The following is a 25,536-nucleotide window of genomic DNA, read 5'->3' as shown; positions in this document are numbered from 1 at the left end:
TGGGGCATGCGGCTTCCCGCCCTTCTATTCATCCTCCCCTTCTTCCTCCAGCTCCTGGGGTTTGGGGATACCCCCCTGGGCGGCGGGCTTTGCGGGGAGGTCTTCCGGCTTAAGGACCCCGCCTTGGCCCTTAGGACCCCGGGCTTCTGGTACGGCCTCCTCTTCATGGTCCTCCTGGCCCTGGAGCTCGGCTACGGCCTAAGCCTCCTTCTCCTGCCCCTCCTGGAGGTGCGCCTGGGGGCGGGGTGGGTGCGGGCTGGGCGGTACCTGGCGGGGACGCTCTTCCTCCTCTTCCTCCTCACCCGCACCACGGGGCTCCCCGCTCCGGGCCCTGGGGGGTGGGTGCTGGAGCCCGCCCCCCTGGACCCCTTAAGCCTCCTCTTGGTGGGCCTCTCCCTCCTCGGGGCCCTCCTCTTAAGGGAGAATGGGGGGCATGGAACGCCTGCTTGAGGTGATGCGCCGCCTAAGAGGCCCCGGAGGGTGCCCCTGGGACCGGGTCCAGACCCACGAAAGCCTGGTCCCCTACCTCCTGGAGGAGGCCGCGGAGGCCGCGGACGCCCTCCTTTCGGGGGATTCCGAGGCCATGGCGGAGGAGCTCGGGGATGTCCTCCTCCAGGTGGCCTTCCACAGCGTCATCGCCGAGGAGGAGGGCCGCTTCACCTACAGCGACGTGGAAAAGGCCATCGTGGAAAAGCTCATCCGCCGGCACCCCCACGTCTTCGGGGAAGGGGAGGCGAAGACGGCGGAGGAGGTGAAGGCCCGCTGGGAGGACCTGAAGGCCCAGGAGGGCAAGCGGGAGGACCCCTGCGGCCTGCCCAAGGGCCTGCCCACCCTCCTTAGGGCCTACGAGCTCCAGAAAAAGGGCGTGGACCCAGGCTCGGAGGAGGGGCTGAAAAGGGCCCTGGAAGCGGGCGACCTGGAGGAAGCGCTTTGGAACCTGGTGGGGCTTTTCGCCAAGAAGGGCCTGGACCCCGAGAGCGCCTTAAGGCGGCGCTCCCTCAGGGCCTGCCGGAGCTAGAGCCCCCTAGGGGCTTCCGGCTCGCCGCGGTGGCCGTGCCCCTTTTGGGGACGCACCTCCTCCTCACCCGACGGAGCCCCCACCTCCCCACCCACGCGGGGCAGGTGGCCTTCCCCGGGGGGGTGGTGGAGGCCGGGGAAGGGGTGGTGGAGGCCGCCCTAAGGGAGGCGGAGGAGGAGGTGGGGCTTAGGGGGGTGGAGCCTTTGGGCTTCCTCTCCCCCACCCTCTCCCCCCAGGGCTTCCTGGTCCAGCCGGTGGTGGTCTACCGGGAGGACCTCCCTCCCCTCCGCCCAAACCCCAAGGAGGTGGCCGAGCTCCTCCTCGCCCCCCTGGAGGAACTCCTCCTGATCAGGCCCTGGAGCGAGGAGCGGCTTGGGCGCAGGGTCTGGCACTACCCCTGGCGGGGGGTGGACATCTGGGGGGTGACGGGGAATATCCTGAGGGAGTTCCTGGAGGTGTGGCGTGGAGCCCATCGGGATTCTCCTGGCGGACCTTTTTGACGAACGGGAGTTCATCTACCCCTACTACCGGGTCCTCGAGGCCGGGTACACCCCCCTGGTCATCGGACCCGAGGAGCGGACCTACCAGGCCAAGTCGGGCTTCGCCTGGAAGGCGGAGGTGGCCGCGGAAAAGGCCCCGCCCCTTTCCGGCCTTCTCATCCCCGGGGGGTTCGCCCCCGACTACCTGCGCCGAAGCCCGGGGGTCCTGGCCCTGGTGCGGCGGGTGGCGGAGGAGGGAAAGCCCCTGGGGGCCATCTGCCACGCGGGCTGGGTGCTCATCAGCGCGGGGCTCGTGCGGGGGAAGAGGGTCACGGGGTTTTTCTCCATCCGGGCGGACCTGGAAAACGCCGGGGGGCTTTACCAGGAAGAGGGGGTGGTGGTGGACGGCGCCCTGGTCACCGCCCAGGGGCCCAAGGACCTCCCCGGCTTCATGCGGGCCTTCCTGGGGCTTCTAAGGTGAACCGCGTCCCCGCCTCTCCCCCAAGGACCCGCGAAAGCACCCCAGGCCCCCCCCGGGCGATGGCCGCCCAAGGGGCCCCCGCCTCCAGGGCCTTTAGGGCCGCCTCCACCTTGGGGATCATCCCCCCCTGGAGGACCCCTTCCGCCTTCAGGGCCAGGGCCTCCGCCCGGGTCAGGTGGGGGAGGCGGCTAGCGGGGTCCTTGGGGTCCCGGTAGACCCCCTCCACGTCGGTGAGGAAGACCACGGGCCAGCCCAAGGCCCCCGCCACCGCCCCCGCGGCGGTGTCCGCGTTCACGTTCAAGGGGCCCGCCTCGTCCAGGGCGATGGGGGCGAGGAGGGGGGTGTAGCCGGCCTCGAGGAGGGCAAGCAGGGGCCTCACCTCCACCCCCACCACCTCCCCCACCCGCCCCAGGTGGGGCAGGGCCCGGCCCCTTAGGAGAAGGGCGTCCCGCCCGCTTAGGGCGAGGGCCGGGCGGCCCCTCTGGCTTAGCCCCTGGGCGAGCTCCTTCCCCACCAGGGTGAGGACCATCTCCACGGCCTCCATCTGCTCCGGGGGGGTGACCCTCAGGCCCCCCTCAAAGCGGGTGGGGAAGCCAAGCCGTTCCAAAAAGGCCCCGATGCGGGGCCCGCCCCCGTGGACCAGGACCAGGGGGCCGGGGTAACAGGCGAGCTCCTCCAAAAGGGCCTCCGCCCCCTTCAGGCTCCCCCCCACCTTGACCAAAAGGGGTTCACTCAAGGTAGACCACCTCCTCAGGAAGCCCCTCTTCCTCCTCCGCCTCCAAGAGGTCCAGAAAGCCGAGGGCGGCGTGGTCCGGATGGAGGCCGAAGGCCTGGGCCAGGGCCAAGGCGGCGGAAAGGGGAGGGAGGGCCTTCGCCCGGGAGAACACCCCCTCCAGGCCCCCTGGGGCCAGGAAGGCCTCCCCGAGCTCCGGGCCCTTCCGGATCTCGCCCAGAACCCGCCCCCCCTCCGCCTGGAGGAAGAGGAGGTTCTCCTCCTCCACCACCAAAAAGGCCAGGGCGGGGCCTAGACGGGAGAGGTCCTGGAGGAAGGCCCGAAGGGCCTCTGGGTCCTCCCCCGCCTCGAGGGCCTCGTGGTAGAGGCTCGTCCAGGGGGGGTCGGGGAGGAGGTAGACCCCCGCCCCCAGGGTCCGCCCCTCGGCCCAGGGGCGGACCGCCTCCAAGGGCGCATTCACGTGAAGGGAAAGAAAGCTCCGCACCCCCTCTATACTAGCCCTTGTGAGCGCCCTCTACCGCTCCTTCCGCCCCCTCACCTTTGAGGAGGTGGTGGGCCAGGAGCACGTGAAGGAGCCCCTGAAGCGGGCCATCCGCGAGGGACGGCTGGCCCAGGCCTACCTCTTCTCCGGGCCCCGGGGGGTGGGGAAGACCACCACCGCCAGGCTCCTGGCCATGGCCGTGGGGTGCACGGGAGGGGGGGAGCGCCCCTGCGGGGTCTGTTCCCACTGCCGGGCCGTGGCCCAGGGGAGCCACCCCGACGTCCTGGAGATGGACGCGGCCAGCAACAACTCCGTGGAGGACGTGCGGGAGCTGAGGGAGAGGATCCACCTGGCCCCCCTTTCCGCCCCCAGGAAGGTCTTCATCCTGGACGAGGCCCACATGCTCTCCAAAAGCGCCTTCAACGCCCTCCTGAAAACCCTCGAGGAGCCCCCGCCCCACGTCCTCTTCGTCTTCGCCACCACCGAGCCCGAACGCATGCCCCCCACCATCCTCTCCCGCACCCAGCACTTCCGCTTCCGCCGCCTGAAGGAGGAGGAGATCGTGGCCAAACTGCGGCGGATCCTAAAGGAGGTGGGCCGGGAGGCGGAGGAGGAGGCCTTGAGGCTCGTGGCCCGGCTGGCGGACGGGGCCATGCGGGACGCGGAAAGCCTCCTAGACCGCCTCCTCCTCCTGGAGGAGATCACCTTGGCCCGGGTGGAGGAGGCCTTAGGCCTTCCCCCCAAGGAGGGGCTGGAGGGCCTGGCGGAGGCCCTCTTCCAGGGGGATACGGGAAGGGCCCTGGCCCTGGCCCGCGCCCTCTACGCCCAGGGCTTCGCCCCGAGGAGCCTGGTGGGGGGGCTTCTGGAGGTGCTGCGGGGGCACCTTTACGCCAAGGTGGAAGGGGGTAAAGGCCCCTCCGAGGTGGCCCTCATCGCGGCCATGAAGGCCCTGGACGAGGGGCTAGAAAGGCTTTCCCGCCGCTCGGACGCCTTGGGCCTCGAGGTGGTCCTCCTGGAGGCGGGCTTCCCCTTCCGCACCGAAGGAACCCCCGCTCCCCCACCCCCCAAGGCGGAGGCCAGGCCCCTTGAACCCCCCAAGGACCCCGCTCCCCCAGCCCAGGAGGCCCCGCCGGTGCGGGCCTTCCTGGACGCCCTAAAGCCCACCCTCCGGGCCTTCGTGCGGGAGGCGGAGATCGCCCTGGAGGGGGACACCCTCTACCTCCGCTTCCCCGAGGCCAAGGCCTTCCACCACCAAAAAGCCCTGGAGCACCGGGCGGCCCTCCTCCCCGTGGCCGCCCAGGTCTTCGGGGTGCGGGCCTTGGAGATCCAGAAAGGGGAAGGGGCGGAAAAAAAAAGCCCCCTGACCGCCCCTGAATCCACCAAAAAGGCAAGCCCGCCGCGGGGCCTGAGGGAAGAGCTCCCCCCAAGCCAAAGCCCCCCTCCCCCGCCCAGGGAGGAGGCCAAGGACCCCCTTCCCGAAGCCCCGGAAGACCCCGAAACCCTCCTACGGCACCTGGCCCGCCGCCTGGGGGGGAGGCTCCTTTGGGTGCGGAAGCCCAGGGCGGAGGAGGCCGAGGAACCCTTAAGCGAGGACGAGATAGGGGGTAATGGTATATAATGCCCCCATGACCCGGACCACCGATCTCGGGAACGAAACCGTGGAGAACATCCTCAAGCGGCTACGGCGCATCGAGGGCCAGGTGCGGGGCCTGCAGAAGATGGTGGCGGAGGGCCGTCCTTGCGACGAGGTCCTGACCCAGATGACCGCCACCAAGAAGGCCATGGAGGCCGCGGCCACCCTCATCCTGCACGAGTTCTTAAACGTCTGCGCCGCGGAGGTCTCCGAGGGGAAGGTGGACCCCAGGAAGCCGGAAGAGATCGCCAACATGCTGAAGAAGTTCGTCTAGGGGTGAAAAAGCGCCTAAAGCGCCTCCTCAAGGCCTTCTTCCCGCACCTCGCCCGCCCCGACGACGCCTTCGCCCTAAGCCTCCTAAAGGGGGAGGAGCGGGCGCTTTACCTCGCCATGGACCCCCGGGACCGGGAGCACGGGGTGCGGGTGGCCCGCCGCCTCCTCAAGGCCCACCCCGAGGCCCCCCCCTATGTCCTCCGGGCGGCCCTCCTCCACGACGCGGGCAAGGCCCTGAGGCCCTACCGCCCCCTGGAAAGGATCCTCACCGGCCTCTTCGCCCCTCCCCTCCCCCCCTACCCCGTGCGGGGGGGGCTTCTCGGGGCCTTCCAGGTGCGCCGCCACCACCCCCTCTACCTGGCCGAGCGCCTGGAAGACCCCGAGGTGCGGGCCCTGGTCCTGGAGCACCATGCCCCCCGAAGCCTCTGGGGCCGGAGGCTCCACCAGGCCGACCGGGAGGAGTAGGCCCCGCTTGTACAAATGCCCCTAGCCAAGGCCTGGGGGTTAGGGGTAAGTTATGCGGGAAAAGGAGGGTCCTTATGGATGACTTCACCTGGCGGGTGGGAGGGCCCCAAGGGGGCGGCATAGAGACCGCGGCCACCCTCTTCGCCCGGGCGGTGGGCAAGGGGGGGTGGTGGGTGGCCACCAGGCGGGAGTACCACTCCAACATCATGGGGCGGCACTCCTACCTGGACGTGAGACTGGGGCGAAAACCGGTCCAGGCCTTCCGGGAAGGGGTGGACATGCTGGTGGCCCTGGACGGGGAAACCCTGGTGCGCCACCTGGGGGAGGTGCGGGCCGGGGGGGTGCTCCTCTACGACCCCCGGGTGCTGGAGCTAAGCCTGCACAAGCTCCCCATGCTGGACCACCGCCTGGCGGAGGCGGTGGAGGAGCGGCTTGGGAAGAGGGACCCAAGCCTCAAGGAGATCCTTTCGGCCCACGTGGAAGCGGGGGTCCAGCCCCTCCCCTACCCCTACGAGGAGGTGGCGGAACGGATCGGGAGCGCCCTCGGGGTGCCCTCCCTCCAGGCCCGGCGCACCCTGAACACCATCGCCGTGGCCGCAAGCCTCCACCTCCTGGACTACCCCTTGGAGCCCTTGCTGGAGGCGCTGGCCCTGCAGTTCAGGGGGAAGGTGCTGGAGCTCAACCGGGCGGTGGCCGAGGCGGTGTACCGGGAGGAGGTGCCCAAGCTCCCCTTCCGCCTCCACCTAAACGGCTACGAGCCCGGCCGGGTCTACCTCACCGGGGCCCAGGCGGCGGCCTTGGGGAAGCTCGCCGGGGGGCTTCGCTTCCAGACCTACTACCCCATCAGCCCGGCCACGGACGAGTCCACCTACCTCGAGGCCCACACCGCCTTCAAGGGGGCGGACGTGGCCGTGGTCCAGACGGAGGACGAGATCGCCGCGGTGACCATGGCCATCGGGGCGGCCCTCACGGGGGCCAGGGCGGCCACCGCCACCAGCGGCCCCGGCTTCAGCCTCATGGCCGAGGGGATGGGCTTCGCGGGGATGATCGAGGCCCCCCTGGTGGTGACCCTCTACCAGCGGGGCGGGCCCTCCACGGGCCTGCCCACCCGCACGGAGCAGGGGGACCTCCACTTCGCCCTACGGGGCGGGCACGGGGAGTACCCCCGCCTGGTCCTGGCCTCGGGGGACATCCTGGACGCCTTCCTGGACGCCCAGAAGGCCCTGGCCTGGGCCTGGCGCTACCAGACGGTGGTGGTCCACCTCCTGGACAAGTTCCTGGCTTCCAGCGCCCAGAGCCTCCCCAAGGAGGCCCTGAGGGTCCTCCGGCTGGATGGGGAGAAACGCCTGCCGCCCCAAGAGGGGTTCGGGCCCTACGCCCGCTACGCCCACGAAGGGGACGGGATCTCCCCCTTCATCCCCCTGGGCACCCCCGGGGGCTTCTACTGGATGACCTCGGACGAGCACGACCTCGAGGGCCACATCACCGAAGACCCCGTCCTCCGGGAGTACCAGATGGAAAAGCGCATGCAAAAGCTAAAGACCGCCCTGGAGGAGATCCCCGAAGAGGACCAGTACACCCTTTTCCGGGACGGGGAGGTCCTGGTCCTGGGGTGGGGCTCGGTGAAGGGGACGGTCCTGGAGGCCCTGGAGGAGCTTCCCGGGGTGGGCTACCTCCACCTCAGGCTCCTCTGGCCCTTCCCCCGGATCGCCCACCTCCTGGAGGGCAGAAGGCTCGTCACCCTGGAGCACAACTACTCCGGCCAGCTGGCCGACCTGGTGCAGGGGGAAACCCTGAAAAAGGTCCACCACCGGGTGGTGAAGTACAACGGCCGCCCCATCGCCCTGGAGGAGGCGGTGGCGGCCCTCAAGGCCATCCTGAAGGGGGATGCCCCCGAGCGGGTCGTCCTCAGGAAAGGGGTTTAGCATGGTGGAGCTCAAGCTTGCGGACTACAAGGCGGAAAAGCAACCCGACTGGTGCCCGGGCTGCGGGGACTACGGCATCCTCTCTGCCCTGCAGATGGCCCTCTTTGAGCTGAAGAAGGACCCCACGAAGACCGCGGTCTTCTCCGGCATCGGCTGCTCGGCCAAGACCCCCCATTACCTGAACCTCTACGGGGTCCACACCCTCCACGGCCGCGTCCTCCCCGTGGCCCAAGGGGCGAAACTCGCCAACCCCCACCTCACGGTGGTGGCCGTGGGGGGGGATGGGGACGGGCTCGGCATCGGGGCCGGGCACTTCGTGGCCGCGGGCAGGCGGAACGTGGACCTCCTCTACATCCTCTACGACAACGAGGTCTACGGCCTCACCAAGGGGCAGGCGGGGCCCACCTTGGGCCTGGGGGAGAAGACCAAAAGCCTCCCCAAGCCCAACCCCCAGGGCCGCATCAACCCCCTCCTCCTGGCCTTCGCCTCGGGGTACACCTTCATCGCCCGGGGGTACGCCTACGACGTGAAGGGGCTCAAAGAGCTCATCAAGGCGGGGATAGAGCATAAGGGCCTGGCCTTCCTCCACGTCCTCCAGCCCTGCCCCACCTACAACGACCTCCACACCAAGGAGTGGTTCGCCCCCAGGCTCTACCGGCTGGAGGAGGAGGGGTACGATCCCTTCGTCCCCGAGGGCCTGCCCCCGGAGGTCCTGGAGGAAAAGATGACCCGCTTCCAAGAAAAGGCCCTGGAGTGGGGGGAGAGGATCCCCGTGGGCCTCTTCTGGAAGGCGGAGCTCCCCACCTTTGAGGAAAGGCTCCAGGCCTTCCTCCCCCGCTACCCCGGGGTCTACCCCGCGCAGGGGCCCACGGAGCCTTTGGACCTCGAGGGCCTCCTAGGGGAGTTCGCCCTATAGCTCCGGCTTGGGCTCCCGCCCCATGAGGGCGAGAAGGGCCTTCATGGGGTCCAGCCCCTCGTAGACCACCCGGTGGACCGCCTCGGCGATGGGGAGCTCCGCCCCTTCCGCCTTGGCCCAGGCCATGAGGGCCCGCACCGCGTAAAGCCCCTCCACCACCCCCCGGACCTCCAGGGCCTCCAAGGGGGTCCCCCGCACCAGGGCCTCCCCCGCCCCGCGGTTGCGGGAGTGGCGGCTGTAGGCGGTGGCCAGGAGGTCCCCCAGGCCCGAAAGCCCGTAAAAGGTGGCCTCCTCCCCCCCCATGGCCACCCCGAAGCGCACCATCTCCCTAAGACCCCGGGTGAGGAGGGCGGCCTTGGCGTTGTCCCCCAGGCCCAACCCATCCACCATCCCCGCGGCCAGGGCCAGGACGTTCTTCATCCCGCCCCCCAGCTCCACCCCCCGCCGGTCCCGGCTGGTGTAGACCCGGAAAGTGGGCCCCGAGAAGAGGGCCTGCACCCGCTCCGCCCTAGGCCCCGCGGCCACGCTGGCCGTGGGCAGGAAGCGGGCCACCTCCTCCGCGTGGTTGGGGCCGGAGAGGACGGCCGCCTCCCGCTCCGTTATGGCCTCCACCAGCTCCGCCGGGGTGAAAAGCCGCCCTTCCCGGAAGAAAAACCCCTTGGCGGTGGAGAGGTACCAGGGGGCCTTGGGAAGGGTCTTGAGCGCCTCCTCCAGGCCCTTGGTGGGGATGGCCAGGACGGCGAACTCCGCCCCCGCCAGGGCCTCCTCGGGGTCGGGGGTGGGGTAGAGGTAGGCGGGGAGGGGCACCCCCGGGAGGTGTTCCCGGTTCTCCCGCGCCTGCCTTAGGGCCTCGGCCTGCTCCTTCCTCCGGGCCCAAAGGGCCACGGGAATCCCCTTGGAGGCCAGGACCACGCCCAGGGCCGTGCCCCAGGCCCCCGCGCCTAGGATGGCCACCTTCATAGCAGGAAGCCTACCTCAAAGGCCTCGTACCAGGCGGCGAGGAGGAGGAAAAAGGCCCCCAGGTAAAAGGAAAGGAGGAGGTCCTTAAGCCCCCTCCTGTACCCCTCCCCCCGGACCACCCGGAGGAGGAGGCTAAGCCCCCCAAAGGTCACCAGGATGTAGGCCTGGAGCTCCAGGAGGAGGGTGGGCAGGTGGAGGAGGAAGACCCCCCCCAAAAGGGCCGGGGAGAGGGCGAAGCCGAAGACGAGGTAGCGGAGGGCGTTGAGGAGGAGGACCGGCCACCCCAGGAGAAGGGCCGGGAGGAGGCCGGTGAGGAAGAGGCCCTGGGTGAAGTTCCAGCTGAAGATGACCCCCGCCAGGGCGAAGACCCCCGCCTCCGCCGCCCGGCCCAGCCCCAAGGCCTCCAGGGCCCCCCCGAGGAGGGCCTGGACCCCTCCGGCAAGCCCAGGAAGGGCGTAGGCGAGAAGGGCCCCCAGGGCGAAGAGGCCGTAGAGGAGGGCGTTCGTGAAAAGGTAAAGCCCCCGCCTTTCCTTGAGGAGGGCCAAGGCCTCCAAGAAGCGGGCGCGAAAGGGGCTCGGGGTGAGGAGGAGGTAGGCCCAGAGGAGGCTTAGGAGGAGGAAGCCGAGCCCCGCCCCCGGGGTGAAGAGGTAGGCCGGGGGGCCCGCCCCTTCCGGCCGGTAGAAGACCCGCACCGCCCGCCCCCCCTCCAGGACCACCCCCACCTCCCCCACCTCCTCCCCCCGGGCGGCGGGGAAGTAGACCCGGTTCCCCTCCAGGCGGGGCTCTTTCCGGTTCACCTCCAGGCCCGGAGGGGGCGGGGGAAACTGGGCGTAGCGCCGGAGGAACTCCGGGGCCTCCTCGGGGGAGGCCCGGAGGAGGTCCTCCAGCGTCGGGGAAAGCGCCCCCCTAAGCCAGGCCTCCAGGGCCTCCTGGGCCGCTTGGACCTCGGGGGAGGCCAGGGCGCTTCCCCAAAGGAGGAGAAGGGCGAAAAGGACCCTCATACCTCTTCCAGGGGCAGGCCCGCCCGGCACAAGGGGCAGGCCTCGGGGGGGTACTGGGGGACCTCGAGGCGGGCCAGGGCTTTAAAGGGCACGCCAAAGGCCACCTTCCCCCCGCTCCGGTCCACGATGGTCCCCACGCCCACCAGGACCCCGCCCCGCTCCTCCGCCGCCCGGATGGCCTTCCGGACGCTTTCCCCCGTGGTCACCACGTCCTCCACCGCCAGGAAGCGGTCCCCGGGGTTTACGGTGAGCCCCTTCCGCAGGGTCATCTCCCCAGAGGGGGTCTTCTCCGCAAAAAGGGCCCGGGCCCCCAGGGCCCTCGCCACCACGAAGGAGAGGACCACGCCCCCCAGGGCGGGCCCCACCACGAAGTCCACCCCCTCCTCCTCAAAGAGCCGGCCCAAGGCCTCCCCCACCGCCTCCGCGTAGAGGGGGTGCTGGAGGAGGGCCGCGGACTGGAGGAAAAGGGGGGAGTGGAGGCCCGAGCGCAGGAGGAAGTGGCCCTCCAGCAGGGCCCCCGTCTTGCGGTAAAGCCCAAGGACGTCCATCCCTCCTACTCTACCAGGGCCTTCAGGAGCTCGGCCTGGGCCTTTAGGGCGGCCTCCAGGTCCGGCCTCCCCCCGGGGTAGAAGAGGGCGCGGCTGGCGGCGTTCAGGAGGCCAGGGCCCCTCAAGGGCTTCCCCCCTTGGGCCCCCACCCCGGGGAGGAGGAGGGGGGCCCTGGGGGCCACGGCCCGCACCCCGGCCACCGCCTCGGGGTAGGTGGCCCCCACCACCATCCCCACCCGGCCGAACCCCTCCCCATCCCCCTCCCAACGGGCCAGGGCCTCCGCCAGGTGGAGGTAGAGGGGCCGCCCCTCCACGGGGAGGTCCTGGAGGAAGCCCGAGCCCGGGTTGGAGGTCTTCACCAGGACGAAAAGGGCCCCCCCATGGGCCCGGGCCGCCTCCAGAAAGGGGGCAAGGGCGTCCAGGCCCAGGTAGGGGTTCACGGTGAGGGCGCTGCCCGGAAAGCGCACCAGGTAGGCCTCCGCGTAGGCCCTGGCGGTGGAGCCCACATCCCCCCGCTTGCCGTCAAAGATCACCGGGAGGCCGAACACCCGCGCGGCGGCCGCAAGCTCAAGGAGAAGCCCCACCCCCTCCGCCCCCAGGGCCTCAAAGAAGGCCAGCTGGAACTTCACCGCGCATAGCCCCGGGGCCAGGGCCTCCATGGCCTCGAGGGCGTAGCGCCGGATGTCCGCCAAGGGGTCTTTCCCGTGGAGCTCGGGCCTCGGATCCACCCCCAGGACCAGGGGGGGGCGTTCCAGGGCGAGGAGGAAGTCCATGCCCCCCACTATAGGCCTTGACGCCCCCGCCCCCCGGGCCCTAGACTGGCCGGCGTACACCAAGGGAGGCGGTATGCGCAAATGGGCGATCTTTTTGGGGCTTTTCCTCCTGGCGGCCTGCCAGAACGCCGTAAAGACCCCCGAGACCCTTAGGCCCCTGGCCGGCGAGGGGGGCACCTACATCGCCCTCCTCAAGCCCGGGGCGGCGGCGGAGGCCCTGGCCCGGGACCATGGGCTCGCGGTGGCCGCGGAGGACCGGCTGGAGGCCTTGGGCATGGTGGTCCTGAGAAACCTCCCCCCGGGCCTGGCCCAGCGCCTGGCCCAGGACCCCCGCGTGCAAAGCCTCACCCCCGACCGGCCCGTCCAGGCCTACGCCCAGACCGTCCCCTGGGGGGTGGAGCGCATCGGGGCCCCCACCACCCAGGCCAAGGGGGGGAACGTGTCCGTCTACGTGCTGGACACGGGGATCAAGGTGGGCCACGAGGACCTGACCAACCTCAAAGGGGGCTACGCGGTGGTGAAGTGCCGGGGGCGGTGCAAGGCGGCCTACGACGACGACAACGGCCACGGCACCCACGTGGCGGGCACCATCGCCGCGGTGAACAACGCGGTGGGGGTCTTGGGGGTGGCCCCCGCGGCGGAGCTTTACGCGGTGAAGGTGCTCTCAGGCTCGGGCTCGGGGAGCATCAGCGGCATCGTCCAGGGCCTCAACTGGGTCATCGCCCACAACAACGGGGGCAAACCCAAGGTGGTGAACATGAGCCTGGGGGGTGCGGGGACCGACGACCAAGACGGCCAGTACTGCCCCAGCGTCCGCTCCCGGGATGCCCTCCACAACGCCATCCAGAAGGCGGTGTGCGACCACGCCATCACCGTGGTGGTGGCCGCGGGGAACGAGGGGGACGACGCGGCCAACCACACCCCCGCGGCCTACGACGAGGCCATCACCGTGAGCGCCACCAACAGCCGAGACGACTGGCCCTCCTGGTCCAACTACGGCCCCGACGTGGACCTGGCGGCCCCCGGGGTGGGCATCCTCTCCACCTGGCACACCTCCACCACGGCCTACAACACCATCAGCGGCACCTCCATGGCCACGCCCCACGTGGCCGGGGCCGCGGCCCTGGTCCTCTCCCGCTACCCGGGCCACACCCCGGCCCAGGTGAAGGCCGCCCTCTTGCAAAACGCCGAGAGCACCGCGGGCTGGACCAACACCTCGGGCCACCCCCACCCGGAGCCCTTCCTGAACGTGAGGGGCTTCTAAAGGCGTAGCTCCGAAGGCTTTTTTGGGCCCCCGCCCAAGCTTTGGCGGGGGTATTTAACCCACCCGCTCCACCCGGAGGAGGTTGGTGGTTCCCCGCACCCCGAAGGGCACCCCCGCGGCGATGACCACCCGGTCCCCGATCTGGGCCAGCCCTTCCTCCTTCACCGCCCTTAGGGCAATCCGGACCATATCGTCCGTGTCCTTGGGGTCGGGGGCCAGCCTGGGGCAGACCCCCCAGACCAGGGCCAGCTGGTGGACCACCTCGGGGTTCGGGGTGAGGGCCAGGATGGGCACCTGGGGCCGGGTGCGGGCGATGCGGCGGGCGGAGCTCCCCGTGGCGGTGAAGACCACGATGGCCCGGGCCCCCACCGCCTCCACCACGTCGTCCGCCGCCTGGGCGATGGCGTCCTGGGTGGTGGGGGTGGGGTGGGGCCTTAGGACGTTGAGCTTCTGGAGGAACTCCGGGGAAGCCTCCACCGCCCGGGCGATGCGGGCCATCATGGCCACCGCCTCCACCGGGTAGGCCCCCGTGGCGGTTTCCGCGGAGAGCATCACCGCGTCCGTGCCGTCAAAGATGGCGTTGGCCACGTCCGAGGCCTCGGCCCGGGTGGGGCTGGGGTTCGCCACCATGGACTCCAGCATCTGGGTGGCGGTGATCACCGGCTTCCCCGCGGCGATGGCCCGCAGGATGAGGCGCTTTTGCACGATGGGGACCTCCTCCAGGGGCATCTCCACCCCCAGGTCCCCCCGGGCCACCATGATCCCGTCGGCCTCCTCCAGGATCTCCTCAAAGCGGGCCACGGCGGAGGGCTTCTCAACCTTGGCCATGAGCTTGGCGGGGGAGCCGTAGCGGGCCAGGTAGTGGCGGGCCAGGAGGAGGTCGTCCCGGGTGCGCACGAAGGAGACCGCCACCCAGTCCACCCCGATCTCCGCCCCCAGGGCCAGGTCCTGGATGTCCTTTTCCGAAAGGGCGGGGATGGAGAGGTCGGAGCCGGGGATGTTGATGCCCTTGTGGTCGGAGAGGACCCCCCCCACCTCCACCTGGGTGTGGATCTCCGGCCCTTGAACCGCTTCCACCCTCAGGCGAATCCGGCCGTCGTCTAGGAGGAGGACCTGCCCCGGGCGCACGTCCTCGGGGAGGCCCTTGTAGCTCACGGAAACCCCCTCCTCGTCCCCCTCCCGGGGCTCGGCGGTGAGGAGGAAGCGCTGCCCCGGCTTAAGCTCCACCCGCCCTCCCCTGAAGCGCCCCACCCGGATCTTGGGCCCCTGGAGGTCCTGAAGGAGGGCCAGGGGCCGGCCCAGGGCCCTGGCCACCTCCCGCACCAAGGCGGCCCGGGCCCGGTGGTCCTCGGGGGTGCCGTGGCTGAAGTTCAGGCGGAACACGTCGGCCCCCGCCTCGGCCAGGGCCCGGATGGCCTCCTCCGTGGAGGTGGCCGGGCCCAGGGTGGCCACGATCTTGGTGCGCTTAAAAGGCCCCATAGCCCAGGTAGCGCGCCGCCGGCCCCAGCTCCTCCTCAATCCGGAGGAGCTGGTTGTACTTGGAAAGCCGATCGGAGCGGGAAAGGGAGCCCGTCTTGATCTGGCCCGCGTTCACCGCCACGGCGAGGTCGGCGATGAAGGGGTCCTCCGTCTCCCCGGAGCGGTGGCTCACCACCGCCCGGTACCCCGCCCGCTGGGCCAGGCGGATGGCCTCGAGGGTCTCGGAGAGGGTGCCGATCTGGTTCACCTTGACCAGGATGGCGTTGGCCACCCCGCGCTCAATCCCCTCCTTGAGCCTTGCGGGGTTGGTGACGAAGAGGTCGTCCCCCACCAGCTGGATCTTCCCCCCGAGGCGTTCGGTGAGGAGGCGCCAGCCCCCCCAGTCGTCCTCCGCCAGGCCGTCCTCCAAGGAGACGATGGGGTAGCGCTCCGCCCAGGAGGCCCAGAGCTCCACCATCTCCTCCGCGGAGAGGACCCTTCCTTCCCCATCCAGGTGGTAGCGGCCCTCCCGGTAGAGCTCGCTGGCCGCCGCGTCCAGGGCCAGGCTCACCTCCTTTCCCGGGGTGTAGCCCGCCCGCTCAATGGAAAGGAGGAGGAGCTCTATGGCCTCCTCGTTGGCCTTGAGCTCGGGGGCAAAGCCCCCCTCGTCCCCCACGTTGGTGCTGTACCCCCGCTCCTTCAGGACCCCCTTGAGGGTGTGGAAGACCTCCGCCCCTATCTGGAGGGCCTCGGAGAAGCGCTCCGCCCCCGCGGGCACCAGCATGAACTCCTGGAAGTCCAGGCGGTTGTCCGCGTGCTTGCCCCCGTTGATGACGTTCATGAGGGGGACGGGCAGGGTCACCCCCTGAACCCCGCCCAGGTAGCGGTAAAGGGGCAGGCCCAGGGCCTCCGCCGCCGCCCGGGCGGTGGCCAGGGAGACGGAGAGGATGGCGTTGGCCCCCAGGTTGGCCTTGTTGGGGGTGCCGTCCAGCTCCAGCATGGCCCGGTCCACCCCTTCCTGGTCCAGGGCGTCCCGGCCGATGAGCTCGGGGGCGATGCGCTCGTTCACCGCGGCCACCGCCCGGGTCACCCCCTTGCCCAGGTAGCGCCGCCCTCCGTCCCGGAGCTCCAGGGCCTCGTGGGTTCCGGTGGAGGCCCCAGAGGGGACCATGGCCCGGGCCCGCACCCCGCCTTCCAGCTCCACCTCGGCCTCGAGGGTGGGGAAGCCCCGGGAGTCCAGCACCTCGCGCGCGCGTACGCCCACAATGGTGGTCATGCCAGCACCTCGCTTTACGAGCTTACACCCTCAAGGGGGCCACCACCGCCCGGTAGCCGCCCCCCGCCTGGAGGAGGCTGGGGGAGGTGGGGCCGGAGATGAGAAGCTCCACCCCGCCCTCCACCGGCCCCAGGGCCTCCAGGAGGTGGCGGGCGTTGTAGGCCACGAGGAGGGGGGTCCCCTCAAAGGCCACGGAGAGCTCCTCCTGGCTCCGGCCGTAATCCCCTTCCGCGGAGAGGAGGAGCTTGCTGCCTTCGGTGAAGAGGAGGTCCACCCGGTGGTTTTGCCGGTCCGAAAGGACGCTCACCCGCCTCAAAGCCTCCCGGAAGGGGTCGGCCTCGAGGGCCACCTTCAGGGCGAACTCCTTGGGCACCACCCGCTCGTAGTCCGGGAACTCCCCCTCCATGAGCCGGGCCGCCATGCGCACGGAAAGGCCCCCCTCCGCCCCTCCGGAAACCCCGATCATCCCAGGCCCTAAGGCCAGGTGCACCTCCCCCGCCTCCTGTACCCCCCGAAGGGCCCGGACCATCTCGTCCACGCTCCGGGCGGGCACCACCGCCTTCCGCTCAAAGGGTTGGGGTTCGGCAAGGTCGTAGAGGGCGAGCCGGTACCCGTCGGAGGCCACGGCCCGCACCCCCTTGGAGCCGAACTCCAGCTGGACCCCCCGGAAGATGGCCCGGTACTCCTCGTTGCTGGCCGCGTAGCGCACGTGGGCCAGGGCCTTTAAGAACTCCCCTAGGGGCAGTTGGGTGCGGACGGGAAAGGGCCCCTCCCCGCCCTTCGTGGGCTCGGGGAAGAGGAGTTCCGGGTACCCCTCCACGGGGGCCAGCCCCAGGCGGGTCTGGAACGACCCCGAGGAGAGGAGGAGTTCCTGGGCGAAGGAGGCCTCCACCCCCTCCCCGGGAAGGCTCCGCACGATCTGGAAGAAGGGCTGGGCGGGGACCAGGGCCCGTCCCTCCCCTTCCCCGTCCGCGGGCAGGCGCACCTCCAGGTCCACCTCCCCGTTGGTGCCGAAGAGGACCAGGGCCTGGGGCCGGACCTCGAGGCCCAGGTAGGTGAAAAGCGGGTTGGCGCTGCGGCTGGGGATAACCCGCTCCAGAAGGCTTATCCCCTCCGAAAGGGTCTTTCTTGGAATGAACACCCTCATTCTTCCTTGCCTCCTTTACTGTTACTACGGGTTTTTCTTTTTAAAGATCTTAAAAACCCGTAGTCGTAGTAGTAGGGCCTGTGGATATGTGGATAACGGGGGGAAAACCTGCTCCCAGACGGCAAAGGGCTTGTGGATAACCCCTGTGGATAACCCCCGCTTCCCTGTGGATAACGTGTGGAAAACCGGCCAGTTATCCACAGCCCCCAGACCCCCCCGGGTTTTCCACAGGTTATCCACAGGGTTATCCACAGGCCAAGCCCAGTTATCCACAGGGTTATCCACAGGTTATCCACAGGGGTCATAGGAGCTCCTCCTTGAGGTTCCGGAGGAGGGCCTGGACTTCCCGGTCGCTTTCGGAGAGCTCCTGCACCTTCTGGATGGCGTACAGCACCGTGGTGTGGTCCCGCCCCCCGAAGAGCTGGCCGATCTCGGGGAGGGAGGCCCGGGTGAGCTCCCGCACCAGGTACATGGCCACCTGCCGGGGGAGGACCACCTCCTTGCGGCGGCCGCTGCCCGTGAGCTCCTCGGGCTTTAGGGCGAAGCGCTCCGCCACCTTGCGCACGATCTCCAAGGGGTCCACCTCCACCTCCCGGGGGGCGAAGATGTCGGAAAGGGCCTTGGCGGCCACGGCCCGGGTGAGCTCCACCCCGTTTAGGGAGGCGTAGGCGATGGTGCGCATGAGGGCCCCTTCCAGCTCGCGGATGTTGGAGGTCACCTGGCGGGCGATGTACTCCAGGACATCCTCCCCAATCCGCAGCCCCCGCTGCTCCGCGTTCATCTTCAGGATGGCGATGCGGGTCTCCAGGTCGGGGGGCTGGATGTCGGTGATGAGGCCCCACTCAAAGCGGCTCCGGAGCCGGGCCTCCAGGGTCAGGATGTCCTTGGGGGGGCGGTCGGAGGAGAGGATGATCTGCTTGTGGGCCTCGTAGAGGGCGTTGAAGGTGTGGAAGAACTCCTCCTGGGTGCGCTCCTTGCCCGCGATGAACTGGATGTCGTCCACCAGGAGCAGGTCCACGGACCGGTAGCGCTCCCGGAACTCCGTCATCCGGTCCTCCCGGATGGCGTTGATGAGCTCGTTGGTGAAGGTCTCCGTGGACACGTACTCGATCTTCAGGTGGGGAAAGCGCTTGGCCACGGAGTGGCCCACCGCGTGCATGAGGTGGGTCTTCCCCAGGCCCACCCCCCCGTAGATGAACAGGGGGTTGTAGGCCCGCCCCGGGGATTCGGCCACGGCCACCGCGGCCGCGTGGGCCATGGAGTTGTTGGGCCCCACCACGAAGTTCTCGAAGGTGTACTTGGGGTTCAGCTTGGGCTGGGGGACCTCGGGCTTTTGGGCCTGGAAGATGTCCTCCTGCACGGGGGTGCTGGGGACCACCCGGAGCTCAAACCGGGGGGCCTGGGCCCCCAGGAGGGCCAGGGCCTCCTGGATGAGGCCCGCGTAGTGGCGGCGGATCCAGTCCAGGGCGAAGGAGGTGGGCACGGCGAGTTCCAGCACCCCTTCGTGGATCCCCAGGGGGCGGATCCGTTCAAACCAGGTGTGGAACTCCACCTCGGTGATGTTGCGGCGGATGTGCTCCAGGACGTGTTGCCAGACCGCCTCGTGGGTCAAGGTCCCTCCCTCCCTAGCCCCTAGGGCCACCTGGGCTATTTTAAGCCAGACCCTTAAGGGGTTGGGTAAAGTAAGGGGATGAGGGCCTACGACGTGGTGGTGGTGGGGGGAGGCCACGCGGGCCTCGAGGCCGCCTGGGCGGCGAGCGCCTTGGGGGTCCGGGTGGCCCTGGTCACCGTGAACCCCGAGCGCATCGGGGCCATGCCCTGCAACCCCGCGGTGGGGGGGCCGGGGAAGAGCCAGCTGGTGGCGGAGGTGGTGGCCCTGGGGGGGCTCATGGGCCGGGCCGCGGACGCCGCCGCCATCCACACCCGGGTCCTCAACCGCTCCAAGGGCCCCGCGGTCCAGAGCCTCCGCCTGCAGACGGACCGGGACCTCTACGCCCTGAAGGCCCAGGAGATCCTGGCGGAGAGGCCCATAGAGGTGGTCCGGGGGGAGGTGGCCGCCCTCCTGGTGGAGGGGGGTAGGCTCCAGGGGGTGCGCACGGTGGACGGCCGCACCCTCCCCGCCCGGGCGGTGGTGGTGGCCGGGGGGACCTTCCTCCAGGGGGTGGTCTGGTACGGCCGCAAGGCCCGCCCCGCGGGGCGCCAGGGGGAGCCCCCGGCCCGCTTCCTCTCCCAAAGCCTAAAGGAGGTGGGCCACCGCCTCCTCCGCTTCAAGACCGGCACCCCGCCCAGGATCCGCGCGGACAGCGTGGACTTTGCCCTCCTGGAGGAGGTGCCCCCCGAGGTTCCCCCCGGAAGTTTCACGGGAAACCCCGGGCCCCACGCCGCCCGCCTGCCCACCTGGCAGACCCGGACCACGGGGAGGACCCACCGGCTCATCCTGGAGAACCTCCACCTCTCCCCTCTCTACGCGGGGGACATCCAGGGCATCGGCCCCCGGTACTGCCCCTCCATTGAGGACAAGGTGGTGCGCTTCCGGGACAAGGAGAGCCACCTCCTCTTCGTGGAGCCGGACGGCCTGGAGACCAGCGAGGTCTACCTCCAGGGCTTTTCCTCCAGCCTTCCGCCGGAGCTCCAGGAGGCCATGGTGCAAAGCCTCCCCGGCTTTGAGCGGGCGGTGATCCAGCGCTACGCCTACGCGGTGGAGTACGACGCGGTGGACCCCACGGGCCTCACCCACGGCCTCCAGTCCCGCTTCCTTCCCGGCCTCTTCACCGCGGGCCAGGTGAACGGCACCTCCGGCTACGAGGAGGCCGCGGCCCAGGGGCTTTTGGCGGGCCTCAACGCCGCCCGCTTCGCCCTGGGCCTTCCCGAGGTGCACCTGGAGCGCAGCCAGGGGTACATCGGGGTGATGGTGGACGACCTGGTGGGCCGGGGGGTGGACGAGCCCTACCGCATGATGACCTCCCGGGTGGAGCTCCGCCTCCTCTGCCGGGCGGACAACGCGGACGAGCGCCTGGTGCCCCTGGCGGTGGAGTGGGGCCTGAGGCCCAAGGAGGACCTGGAGCGGGTCCGGGCCAAGTACGCCCGGGTGGAGGCGGAGCTTGGGCGCCTCGAGGCCCTACGGGTGGAGGGGGTGAGCGGCCTCCAGTGGCTTCGCCGCCCCGAGAACACCTACCAGGCCTTGGCCGAGCGCTTCCCCCCGCCGGAGCCCCTTTCCCGGGAGGAGAGGGAGCAGGTGGAGATCCGGGCCAAGTACGCGGGCTACATCGAGCGGCAGGAGCGGCTTAGGGAAAAGCTCAAGGACCTGGAGGCCCACCGCCTTCCCGAGGGCCTGGACTACCCCCGGGTGCCCGGCCTTTCCCGGGAGGCGGTGGAGAAGCTCTCCCGCGCGCGGCCCCGCACCCTGGCCGAGGCGGCCCGGGTTCCGGGGGTCCGGGACTCCGACCTCACCGCCCTCCTGGTCCACCTCAGGCGGCTGTGAGGGGGTCGGTGTTTCCCGTGAAACAAGGAGGACGGGCGTGCCCCTAAGCCCCCAAGGCCAGGCCCTCCTCCTCCGGGGGGGGGAGGCCCTAGGCCTGGACCTTGCGCCCCACCTGGAGGCCTTTTCCCGCCTTTACGACCTCCTCCTGGAGGGGAACCGGAAGGCCAGCCTCACCGCCCTCCGCACGGAGGAAGAGATCGTCCTCAAGCACTTTCTGGACTCCCTGACCCTCCTCCGCCTGCCCCTTTGGGAGGGCCCCTTAAGGGTCCTGGACCTGGGGACGGGCCCCGGCTTCCCCGGCCTCCCCCTCAAGATCGTCAGGCCCGAGCTGGAGATGGTCCTCCTGGACGCCACGCGGAAGAAGGTGGCCTTCGTGGAGGAGGCCATCGCCGCGCTGGGGCTTAGGGGGGCCCGGGCCCTTTGGGGGCGGGCGGAGGTCCTGGCCCACGCCCCCGAGCACCGGGAGGCCTACGGGCGGGTGGTGGCCCGGGCGGTGGCCCCCCTTTGCGTCCTGGCGGAACTCGGCCTCCCCTTCCTGGCCCCGGAAGGGGTCATGGTGGCCCAGAAGGGCCCCCGGGTGGAGGAGGAGCTTTCCGGGCTTCCGGAGGCCCTCGAGGTCCTGGGGGGTGCCCTCCTGGGCGTGGAGACCTTCCCCCTCCCCTTTTCGGGGGAGGGGCGGAGCCTGGTCCTCCTCAAGAAGGCCCACCCCACCCCTTCCCGCTACCCCAGGAGGCCTGGGGTCCCCGAACGGAATCCGTTATGCTAGGGGGCGAGGTGCGCCGCATCGCCCTGGTGAACCAGAAAGGAGGGGTGGGGAAGACCACCACCGCCATCAACCTGGCCGCCTACCTGGCCCGGATGGGGAAAAGGGTCCTCCTGGTGGACCTGGACCCCCAGGCCAACGCCACGGCGGGCCTGGGGGTGCGGCCTGGGCGGGGGGTGTACCACCTCCTCCAGGGGGAGCCCCTGGAGGAGCTTCTCGTGCCCGCGGACGGGTTCTTCCTCCTTCCCGCCACGGCGGACCTGGTGGGGGCCACGGTGGAGCTCGCCGAGGCCCCCACCGCCCTGGCGGAGGCCCTAAGGGACGAGGCCTTTGACCTGGTCCTCCTGGACGCCCCCCCAAGCCTCTCCCCCCTCACCCTGAACGCCCTGGCCGCGGCGGAAGGGGTGTTGGCCCCCGTGCAGGCGGAGTACTACGCCCTGGAGGGGGTGGCGGGGCTTCTTTCCACCCTGGAGGAGGTGCGGGCCCGGCTTAACCCCAGGCTCCGCCTCCTCGGCATCCTCGTCACCATGTACGACGGCCGTACCCTCCTGGCCCAGCAGGTGGAGGCCCAGCTTAGGGCCCATTTCGGTCCCAAGGTCTTCTGGACGGTGGTGCCCCGGAACGTGCGCCTGGCGGAGGCCCCGAGCTTCGGCCGCACCATCGCCCAGCACGCCCCCACGTCCCCGGGGGCCCACGCCTACCGGCGTCTGGCGGAGGAGGTGATCGCCCGTGTCCAGGAAAGCTAGCGGCCTGGGGCGGGGCCTCGAGGCCCTGCTCCCCAAGGGGGGTGGGGGGGTGGTGCGCCTGCCCCTCTCCGCCCTTAAGCCCAACCCCCACCAGCCTAGGCGGCGCTTTTCCGAGGAGAGCCTAAGGGAGCTTGCGGACTCCATCCGGGAAAAGGGCCTCCTCCAGCCCCTTCTGGTCCGCCCCAAGGGGGAGGGGTACGAGGTGGTGGCGGGGGAAAGGCGCTACCGGGCGGCCCTCCTCGCGGGGCTTACGGAGGTCCCCGCCCTGGTGCGGGACCTCACGGACCAGGAGGCCCTGGAGATCGCCCTAGTGGAGAACCTCCAGCGGGAGGACCTCTCCCCGGTGGAGGAGGCCCGGGGCTACCAGGCCCTCCTCGGGATGGGCCTCACCCAGGAGGAGGTGGCCCGGCGGGTGGGGAAGGCCAGGCCCACGGTGGCCAACGCCCTGAGGCTCCTCCAGCTTCCCGAGGAGGTCCTAGAGGCCCTGGAGGAGGGGCGGATCAGCGCGGGCCACGCCCGGGCCCTCCTCATGCTCCCGGAGGAAAAGCGGCTTTGGGGGCTTAGGGAGATTCTGGAAAAGGGGCTTTCCGTGCGCCAGGCGGAGGCCCTGAAGGAGCGGCTTAAGGAGAAGGCCCCTAAGGAGCCTTCCCCGCTTTCCCTGGAGCTTTCCCGCCACCTGGGCCTTCCCGTGCGGGTGGTGGGGGGGAAAAGGGGCCGGGTGGTCATCCACTACCGCTCCCTGGAAGAGTTGGAGGCCCTCTTGGAGCGCCTGGGCTACCAGGCGTAGCCGAAGAGGACCCGCACCGCCCCGTCCCGGTCCGTGCGGTAGACCCGCACCCCATGGGACTTTAGCCGCTCCAGCACCTCAGGGTGGGGGTGGCCGTGGGGGTTTTTCCCCACCCCGATGAGGGCCACCTTGGGTCGGGCCTGCTCCAAAAGCCGTAGGCTCGTGCCCGTGCGGGAACCGTGATGGCTCACCTTGAGGACCTCCACCGGGGGGGCCTCCAGGGCCTCTTCGGCCTCCTGGGGCAGGTCGGCGAGGAGGAGGGCCTTACCCTTGCCGAAGCCCAGGAGGAGGGCCAGGCCGTCCCGGTTCTCCTCCCCGCTTAAGGTCTCCGGCCAGAGGACCTCTACCGTGCCCCTTCCCACCCGTAGGCGCGTCCCCGCCCCCGGCCGCAGGGTGGGGATCCCCTTCTCCTTTAGGGCCCTCGCCAGGGGATCTTCCTCCCCAAAAGCGGGGGAGAGGAGGGCGAGGCCCACCGGGACCTCCTCCACCACCTTAAGGAGCCCCCCCGCATGGTCGGCGTCGGGGTGGGTGGCCACCAGGACCTCTAGGGCCTCCACCCCGAGGGCCCTAAGGGCCCGCACCACCCTCTCCCCCATCTCGGGCCGCCCCCCGTCCACCAGGACCTCGGCCCCGCCCAGCCGGGCCAGGAAGGCGTCCCCCTGGCCCACGTCCAGGGCCCAGAGGTCCAGGGGCTTGGGCCAGGCCTGGAGGAGGCTCAGAAGGGTGGGGAAGGAGGCCAGGAAGAGGGCCTTCCCCCAGGGAAGGCGGCCGTGGAGGGCGAGGAGAGGGGGGAGGAGGGCTAGGTAGTAGAAGGCGAAGCCCAGAGGGGCGATCTCCCCCATGCGGAGAAGGGGGCCCCGGCTTCCCCCCTCGGCCAGGGCCAGGAGCCCTTGGGCCAGGGGCTCCGCCAGGGGGGCAAGGGGGGCCCCGAGGAAGAGCTTCAGGAACCCCAGGGGCACCAGGAGGGCGGCCAGGGGCAGGGCCAGGAGGTTGGTGAGGGGGCTTAGGAGGGGCAGGAGGTGGAAATGGTGGAGGAGGAGGGGGAGGAGGAGGCTTTGGGCCGCCAGGGTGGCGGCGAGGCCCCCCAGGACCCACCCCCAGGGCCCCGGAGGCGGCCTCAGGGCGGGAAGGACCAGGGCCATGCCGAGGACGGCCAAATGGGAGAGCTGGAAGCCGAGGCCCAAGACCGCCTCCGGCCGGAGGAGGAGCTGGAGGAAGAGGGCCACCCCCAGCCCCTGGAGCACCCCCGCCCGCCCCAGGCCCAGGAGGAGCCCCAGGAGGGAAAGCCCCCCCATGAGGCTCGCCCGCACCAAAGAGGGGCTCGGCCCGGCCAGGAGCAGGTAAAAGCCCAGGGCCAGAAGGGCGAGGAGGAAGCGCGCCCTTCCCAAGGGGTAGAGGAGGAGGAAGGCCCCGAGGAGGAGGCCCACATGGAGCCCGGAAAGGGCCAGGAGGTGGGCAAGCCCCGCCTTCTGGAAAAGAGGGTAGAGCTCCTCCAGGCCCCGTTTCTCCCCCAGGACGAGGCCTTCCAGGACCTCCTTGGTCTCGGGGGAAAGCCCTTGGGCGAGCCGCTTTCGGAAGGCCTCCCCAAAGCCTCCCATTCCCCCTACCCTTTCCGCCTCTTCCGCCTTCAGGACCCCTTTGGACCCCTGGGAAAGGAGCCAGGCCCGCTGGTCCAGCCCCCCGGGGTTGGTCCGCCCCTCTGGGGGGGCGATGTACCCCCGTAGCCGGTAAAGCCCGTCCTCCAAAGGAGGGTAGTGGGCCACCCAAAGGCGGTGGCCTTCCCACCCCGTAAACCCCCCTTCCACCCGGAAGACCCCCTCCACCCGCACCCCGTAAGGGGGCTCGGGGAGGGGGAGGAGGACCCCGCGCCCCAGGACGAGGAGGAAGCCCAGGAGGAAGGGAAGGCGGAGGAGGGGAAGGCCAAGAAGCCCCAGGGCCCAGAGGGGGTGGAGGAGGGCGAGGGCTCCTAAAAGCCCCCCCAGGCCAAGGCCGATGCCGACGGACTTCATGGCCGCACGTAGGGCCTAAGCCGCTCCAGGGTCTTGGGGCCGATCCCCTTCACCTGGAGGAGGTCCTCCACCTCTCGGTAGGGGCGGCCCTCCAGGATCCTCTGGGCCAGGGCGGGCCCCACCCCGGGCAGGGCCAGGAGCTCCTCGTAGCTGGCCTCGTTGAGGCTCACCGGGGCGGGGGGAAGGGGGGTGAAAGCCACCTTCCCCAGGGCCTCCACCCGCACGGGGGCGGGATGGGGGAAGACCTTGGGCCAGAGGGCTGAAAGGCCCAGGAGGGCTACCGCGAGGAGGTAGAGGCGGACCAGGCGGTGAGGGCTAGGCCAAGCCCCCCAAGCGCCGCCCCCATCTGGGCCCAGGGGTCGGCCCCCGGGTTCAGGGCCAGGAAGGCCACGGCGTAGGCCAGGCTCAGGAGGGCCACCAGGCGCAAGGGGAGGGCCAAAGGGTTCCGCCCCCCTGGGGCTGGTGGGGCGGCGGGCGCCGGCTGGGGTGGGGTTGGGGCCGGTTCCGGGGCCAGCTCCACGGAAGGGGGCTTGGCTGCGGGTGGGGGCGGTTCTTCCTCCCACACCGGCTTGGGGGGTTCGGGGGGCTTGGGGGGCGGGGCCTGGGTGGATTTGCGCGCCCGGGCCACGTGGGGCTTGAGCCCCTCCAGAAAGCCCTTGAGCTCCTCCACGGGGAAGGCCTTAAGGGGGATGTCTAAGAAGGCCTCCTCCCCTTGGACCCGCACCACCCCCCCTTCCGCCCGGGCCACCCGGCGGATCTGGGCCAAGGCCAGGCGCCTCACCCCTCCTTCGTCCAGCAACAGGAGTTCCCGCTCCGTCACCGCCAGAAGACCCCCAGGACCCTCCAGCTTCAGGAGGGGGGACTCCCCCAGGCGGGCGAGCTCGGCTTCATACTTGCCCATGGCCCCATTGTATACTCC

Annotated in this window: 27 protein-coding genes; 14 read left to right on the top strand and 13 right to left on the bottom strand. The window is 70.5% G+C overall.

Translation table 11 applies throughout. The features are described from left to right. Positions 1-6 precede the first annotated feature (6 nt). From B043_RS0103160 to B043_RS0103145, 4 genes are read left to right on the top strand one after another with little or no spacing between them, the layout of a single operon-like run. The gene (locus B043_RS0103160) at positions 7-450 is read left to right on the top strand and encodes a hypothetical protein (protein ID WP_018460922.1); all 444 of its coding nucleotides are present in this window, start codon (positions 7-9) and stop codon (positions 448-450) included. Then, positions 425-1,018, top strand: a complete 594-nt coding sequence (locus tag B043_RS0103155) for a MazG family protein (protein ID WP_018460921.1) — start codon at positions 425-427, stop codon at positions 1,016-1,018. The genes B043_RS0103160 and B043_RS0103155 overlap by 26 nt, the downstream gene beginning before the upstream one ends. Positions 1,019-1,047: 29 nt before the next feature. Further along, the gene (locus B043_RS0103150; protein ID WP_018460920.1) at positions 1,048-1,518 is read left to right on the top strand and encodes an NUDIX hydrolase; all 471 of its coding nucleotides are present in this window, start codon (positions 1,048-1,050) and stop codon (positions 1,516-1,518) included. Then, entirely contained in the window at positions 1,481-1,978 is a 498-nt protein-coding gene (locus tag B043_RS0103145; RefSeq protein WP_018460919.1) for a type 1 glutamine amidotransferase domain-containing protein, read from the top strand. Before B043_RS0103150 ends, B043_RS0103145 begins: the two co-directional genes overlap by 38 nt. Here B043_RS0103145 and argB read toward each other — a convergent pair. Further along, a complete protein-coding gene (gene argB, locus B043_RS0103140; RefSeq protein ID WP_026234104.1) occupies positions 1,947-2,714 on the bottom strand; it encodes an acetylglutamate kinase in 768 nt (255 codons plus the stop codon). The two genes, B043_RS0103145 and argB, sit on opposite strands and share 32 nt — an antisense overlap. Next, complete coding sequence (locus B043_RS0103135) at positions 2,707-3,195, bottom strand: hypothetical protein (protein WP_018460917.1); 489 nt, start codon at positions 3,193-3,195, stop codon at positions 2,707-2,709. The genes argB and B043_RS0103135 overlap by 8 nt, the downstream gene beginning before the upstream one ends. A gap of 19 nt (positions 3,196-3,214) precedes the next feature. Here B043_RS0103135 and dnaX point away from each other — a divergent pair, with 19 nt between their 5' ends. From dnaX to B043_RS0103110, 5 genes are all read left to right on the top strand, one after another. Next, positions 3,215-4,810: a DNA polymerase III subunit gamma/tau gene (gene dnaX, locus B043_RS0103130; RefSeq protein WP_018460916.1), complete on the top strand. Its 1,596-nt coding sequence runs from the start codon at positions 3,215-3,217 to the stop codon at positions 4,808-4,810. A 7-nt stretch (positions 4,811-4,817) separates the two neighbouring features. Next, positions 4,818-5,099, top strand: a complete 282-nt coding sequence (locus B043_RS0103125) for a metal-sensitive transcriptional regulator (protein WP_016328302.1) — start codon at positions 4,818-4,820, stop codon at positions 5,097-5,099. A 2-nt stretch (positions 5,100-5,101) separates the two neighbouring features. Continuing rightward, a complete protein-coding gene (locus B043_RS0103120) occupies positions 5,102-5,563 on the top strand; it encodes a hypothetical protein (protein ID WP_018460915.1) in 462 nt (153 codons plus the stop codon). 74 nt (positions 5,564-5,637) lie between these two features. Further along, entirely contained in the window at positions 5,638-7,488 is a 1,851-nt protein-coding gene (locus B043_RS0103115; RefSeq protein WP_018460914.1) for a 2-oxoacid:acceptor oxidoreductase subunit alpha, read from the top strand. Position 7,489: 1 nt separating this feature from the next. Beyond that, entirely contained in the window at positions 7,490-8,404 is a 915-nt protein-coding gene (locus tag B043_RS0103110) for a 2-oxoacid:ferredoxin oxidoreductase subunit beta (RefSeq protein WP_018460913.1), read from the top strand. Here the strand turns inward: B043_RS0103110 and B043_RS0103105 are convergent. From B043_RS0103105 to pyrF, 4 genes are read right to left on the bottom strand one after another with little or no spacing between them, the layout of a single operon-like run. Beyond that, positions 8,399-9,364: an NAD(P)H-dependent glycerol-3-phosphate dehydrogenase gene (locus B043_RS0103105; RefSeq protein ID WP_016328298.1), complete on the bottom strand. Its 966-nt coding sequence runs from the start codon at positions 9,362-9,364 to the stop codon at positions 8,399-8,401. The genes B043_RS0103110 and B043_RS0103105 overlap by 6 nt on opposite strands. After that, entirely contained in the window at positions 9,361-10,365 is a 1,005-nt protein-coding gene (locus tag B043_RS0103100) for a hypothetical protein (RefSeq protein ID WP_018460912.1), read from the bottom strand. Before B043_RS0103100 ends, B043_RS0103105 begins: the two co-directional genes overlap by 4 nt. Continuing rightward, entirely contained in the window at positions 10,362-10,913 is a 552-nt protein-coding gene (pyrE, locus tag B043_RS0103095; protein ID WP_016328296.1) for an orotate phosphoribosyltransferase, read from the bottom strand. The genes B043_RS0103100 and pyrE overlap by 4 nt, the downstream gene beginning before the upstream one ends. Positions 10,914-10,918: 5 nt before the next feature. Continuing rightward, on the bottom strand, positions 10,919-11,686 hold the full coding sequence (gene pyrF, locus B043_RS0103090; RefSeq protein ID WP_016328295.1) for an orotidine-5'-phosphate decarboxylase: 768 nt from the start codon (positions 11,684-11,686) through the stop codon (positions 10,919-10,921). A gap of 73 nt (positions 11,687-11,759) precedes the next feature. Between pyrF and B043_RS0103085 the strand changes: the two genes are divergently transcribed. After that, the gene (locus B043_RS0103085) at positions 11,760-12,950 is read left to right on the top strand and encodes a S8 family peptidase (RefSeq protein ID WP_016328294.1); all 1,191 of its coding nucleotides are present in this window, start codon (positions 11,760-11,762) and stop codon (positions 12,948-12,950) included. A gap of 54 nt (positions 12,951-13,004) precedes the next feature. On the opposite strand, the gene pyk is transcribed toward B043_RS0103085, so the two are convergent. The 4 genes from pyk to dnaA all read right to left on the bottom strand — a co-directional run bounded on the left by pyk (position 13,005) and on the right by dnaA (position 18,443). Then, entirely contained in the window at positions 13,005-14,429 is a 1,425-nt protein-coding gene (pyk, locus tag B043_RS0103080) for a pyruvate kinase (protein WP_016328293.1), read from the bottom strand. Beyond that, positions 14,416-15,684, bottom strand: a complete 1,269-nt coding sequence (gene eno, locus B043_RS0103075) for a phosphopyruvate hydratase (RefSeq protein ID WP_016328292.1) — start codon at positions 15,682-15,684, stop codon at positions 14,416-14,418. The genes pyk and eno overlap by 14 nt, the downstream gene beginning before the upstream one ends. 22 nt (positions 15,685-15,706) lie before the next feature. Continuing rightward, positions 15,707-16,831, bottom strand: a complete 1,125-nt coding sequence (gene dnaN, locus B043_RS0103070) for a DNA polymerase III subunit beta (RefSeq protein ID WP_018460911.1) — start codon at positions 16,829-16,831, stop codon at positions 15,707-15,709. Between the two features lie 301 nt (positions 16,832-17,132). After that, positions 17,133-18,443 carry a chromosomal replication initiator protein DnaA gene (gene dnaA, locus B043_RS0103065; protein ID WP_026234103.1) on the bottom strand — a complete coding sequence of 437 codons (1,311 nt, stop codon included), beginning with the start codon at positions 18,441-18,443 and terminating at the stop codon, positions 17,133-17,135. A 78-nt stretch (positions 18,444-18,521) separates the two neighbouring features. Between dnaA and mnmG the strand changes: the two genes are divergently transcribed. Genes mnmG through B043_RS0103045 form a run of 4 tightly spaced genes read left to right on the top strand, consistent with a single transcriptional unit; the run spans position 18,522 to position 22,608 of the window. Beyond that, positions 18,522-20,312 carry a tRNA uridine-5-carboxymethylaminomethyl(34) synthesis enzyme MnmG gene (gene mnmG, locus B043_RS0103060; protein ID WP_018460910.1) on the top strand — a complete coding sequence of 597 codons (1,791 nt, stop codon included), beginning with the start codon at positions 18,522-18,524 and terminating at the stop codon, positions 20,310-20,312. A 37-nt stretch (positions 20,313-20,349) separates the two neighbouring features. Next, entirely contained in the window at positions 20,350-21,078 is a 729-nt protein-coding gene (rsmG, locus tag B043_RS0103055) for a 16S rRNA (guanine(527)-N(7))-methyltransferase RsmG (protein ID WP_018460909.1), read from the top strand. Beyond that, on the top strand, positions 21,072-21,821 hold the full coding sequence (gene soj, locus B043_RS0103050) for a chromosome-partitioning ATPase Soj (RefSeq protein ID WP_018460908.1): 750 nt from the start codon (positions 21,072-21,074) through the stop codon (positions 21,819-21,821). The genes rsmG and soj overlap by 7 nt, the downstream gene beginning before the upstream one ends. Then, positions 21,805-22,608, top strand: a complete 804-nt coding sequence (locus tag B043_RS0103045) for a ParB/RepB/Spo0J family partition protein (RefSeq protein WP_018460907.1) — start codon at positions 21,805-21,807, stop codon at positions 22,606-22,608. The genes soj and B043_RS0103045 overlap by 17 nt, the downstream gene beginning before the upstream one ends. Here the strand turns inward: B043_RS0103045 and B043_RS0103040 are convergent. From B043_RS0103040 to B043_RS0103030, 3 genes are read right to left on the bottom strand one after another with little or no spacing between them, the layout of a single operon-like run. Then, positions 22,596-24,617, bottom strand: a complete 2,022-nt coding sequence (locus B043_RS0103040) for a ComEC/Rec2 family competence protein (RefSeq protein WP_018460906.1) — start codon at positions 24,615-24,617, stop codon at positions 22,596-22,598. The genes B043_RS0103045 and B043_RS0103040 overlap by 13 nt on opposite strands. Beyond that, positions 24,614-24,922, bottom strand: a complete 309-nt coding sequence (locus tag B043_RS0103035; RefSeq protein WP_026234102.1) for a ComEA family DNA-binding protein — start codon at positions 24,920-24,922, stop codon at positions 24,614-24,616. The genes B043_RS0103040 and B043_RS0103035 overlap by 4 nt, the downstream gene beginning before the upstream one ends. Then, entirely contained in the window at positions 24,895-25,518 is a 624-nt protein-coding gene (locus tag B043_RS0103030) for a hypothetical protein (RefSeq protein WP_016330364.1), read from the bottom strand. The genes B043_RS0103035 and B043_RS0103030 overlap by 28 nt, the downstream gene beginning before the upstream one ends. Between the last annotated feature and the right edge of the window lie 18 nt (positions 25,519-25,536).

This window comes from Thermus oshimai DSM 12092 (genome assembly GCF_000373145.1).
In the GTDB taxonomy this organism is placed as follows: Bacteria; Deinococcota; Deinococci; order Deinococcales; family Thermaceae; genus Thermus; species Thermus oshimai.
The sequence above is the reverse complement of the archived record's forward strand: the minus strand, read 5'-3'. Positions and strand labels throughout refer to the sequence as shown.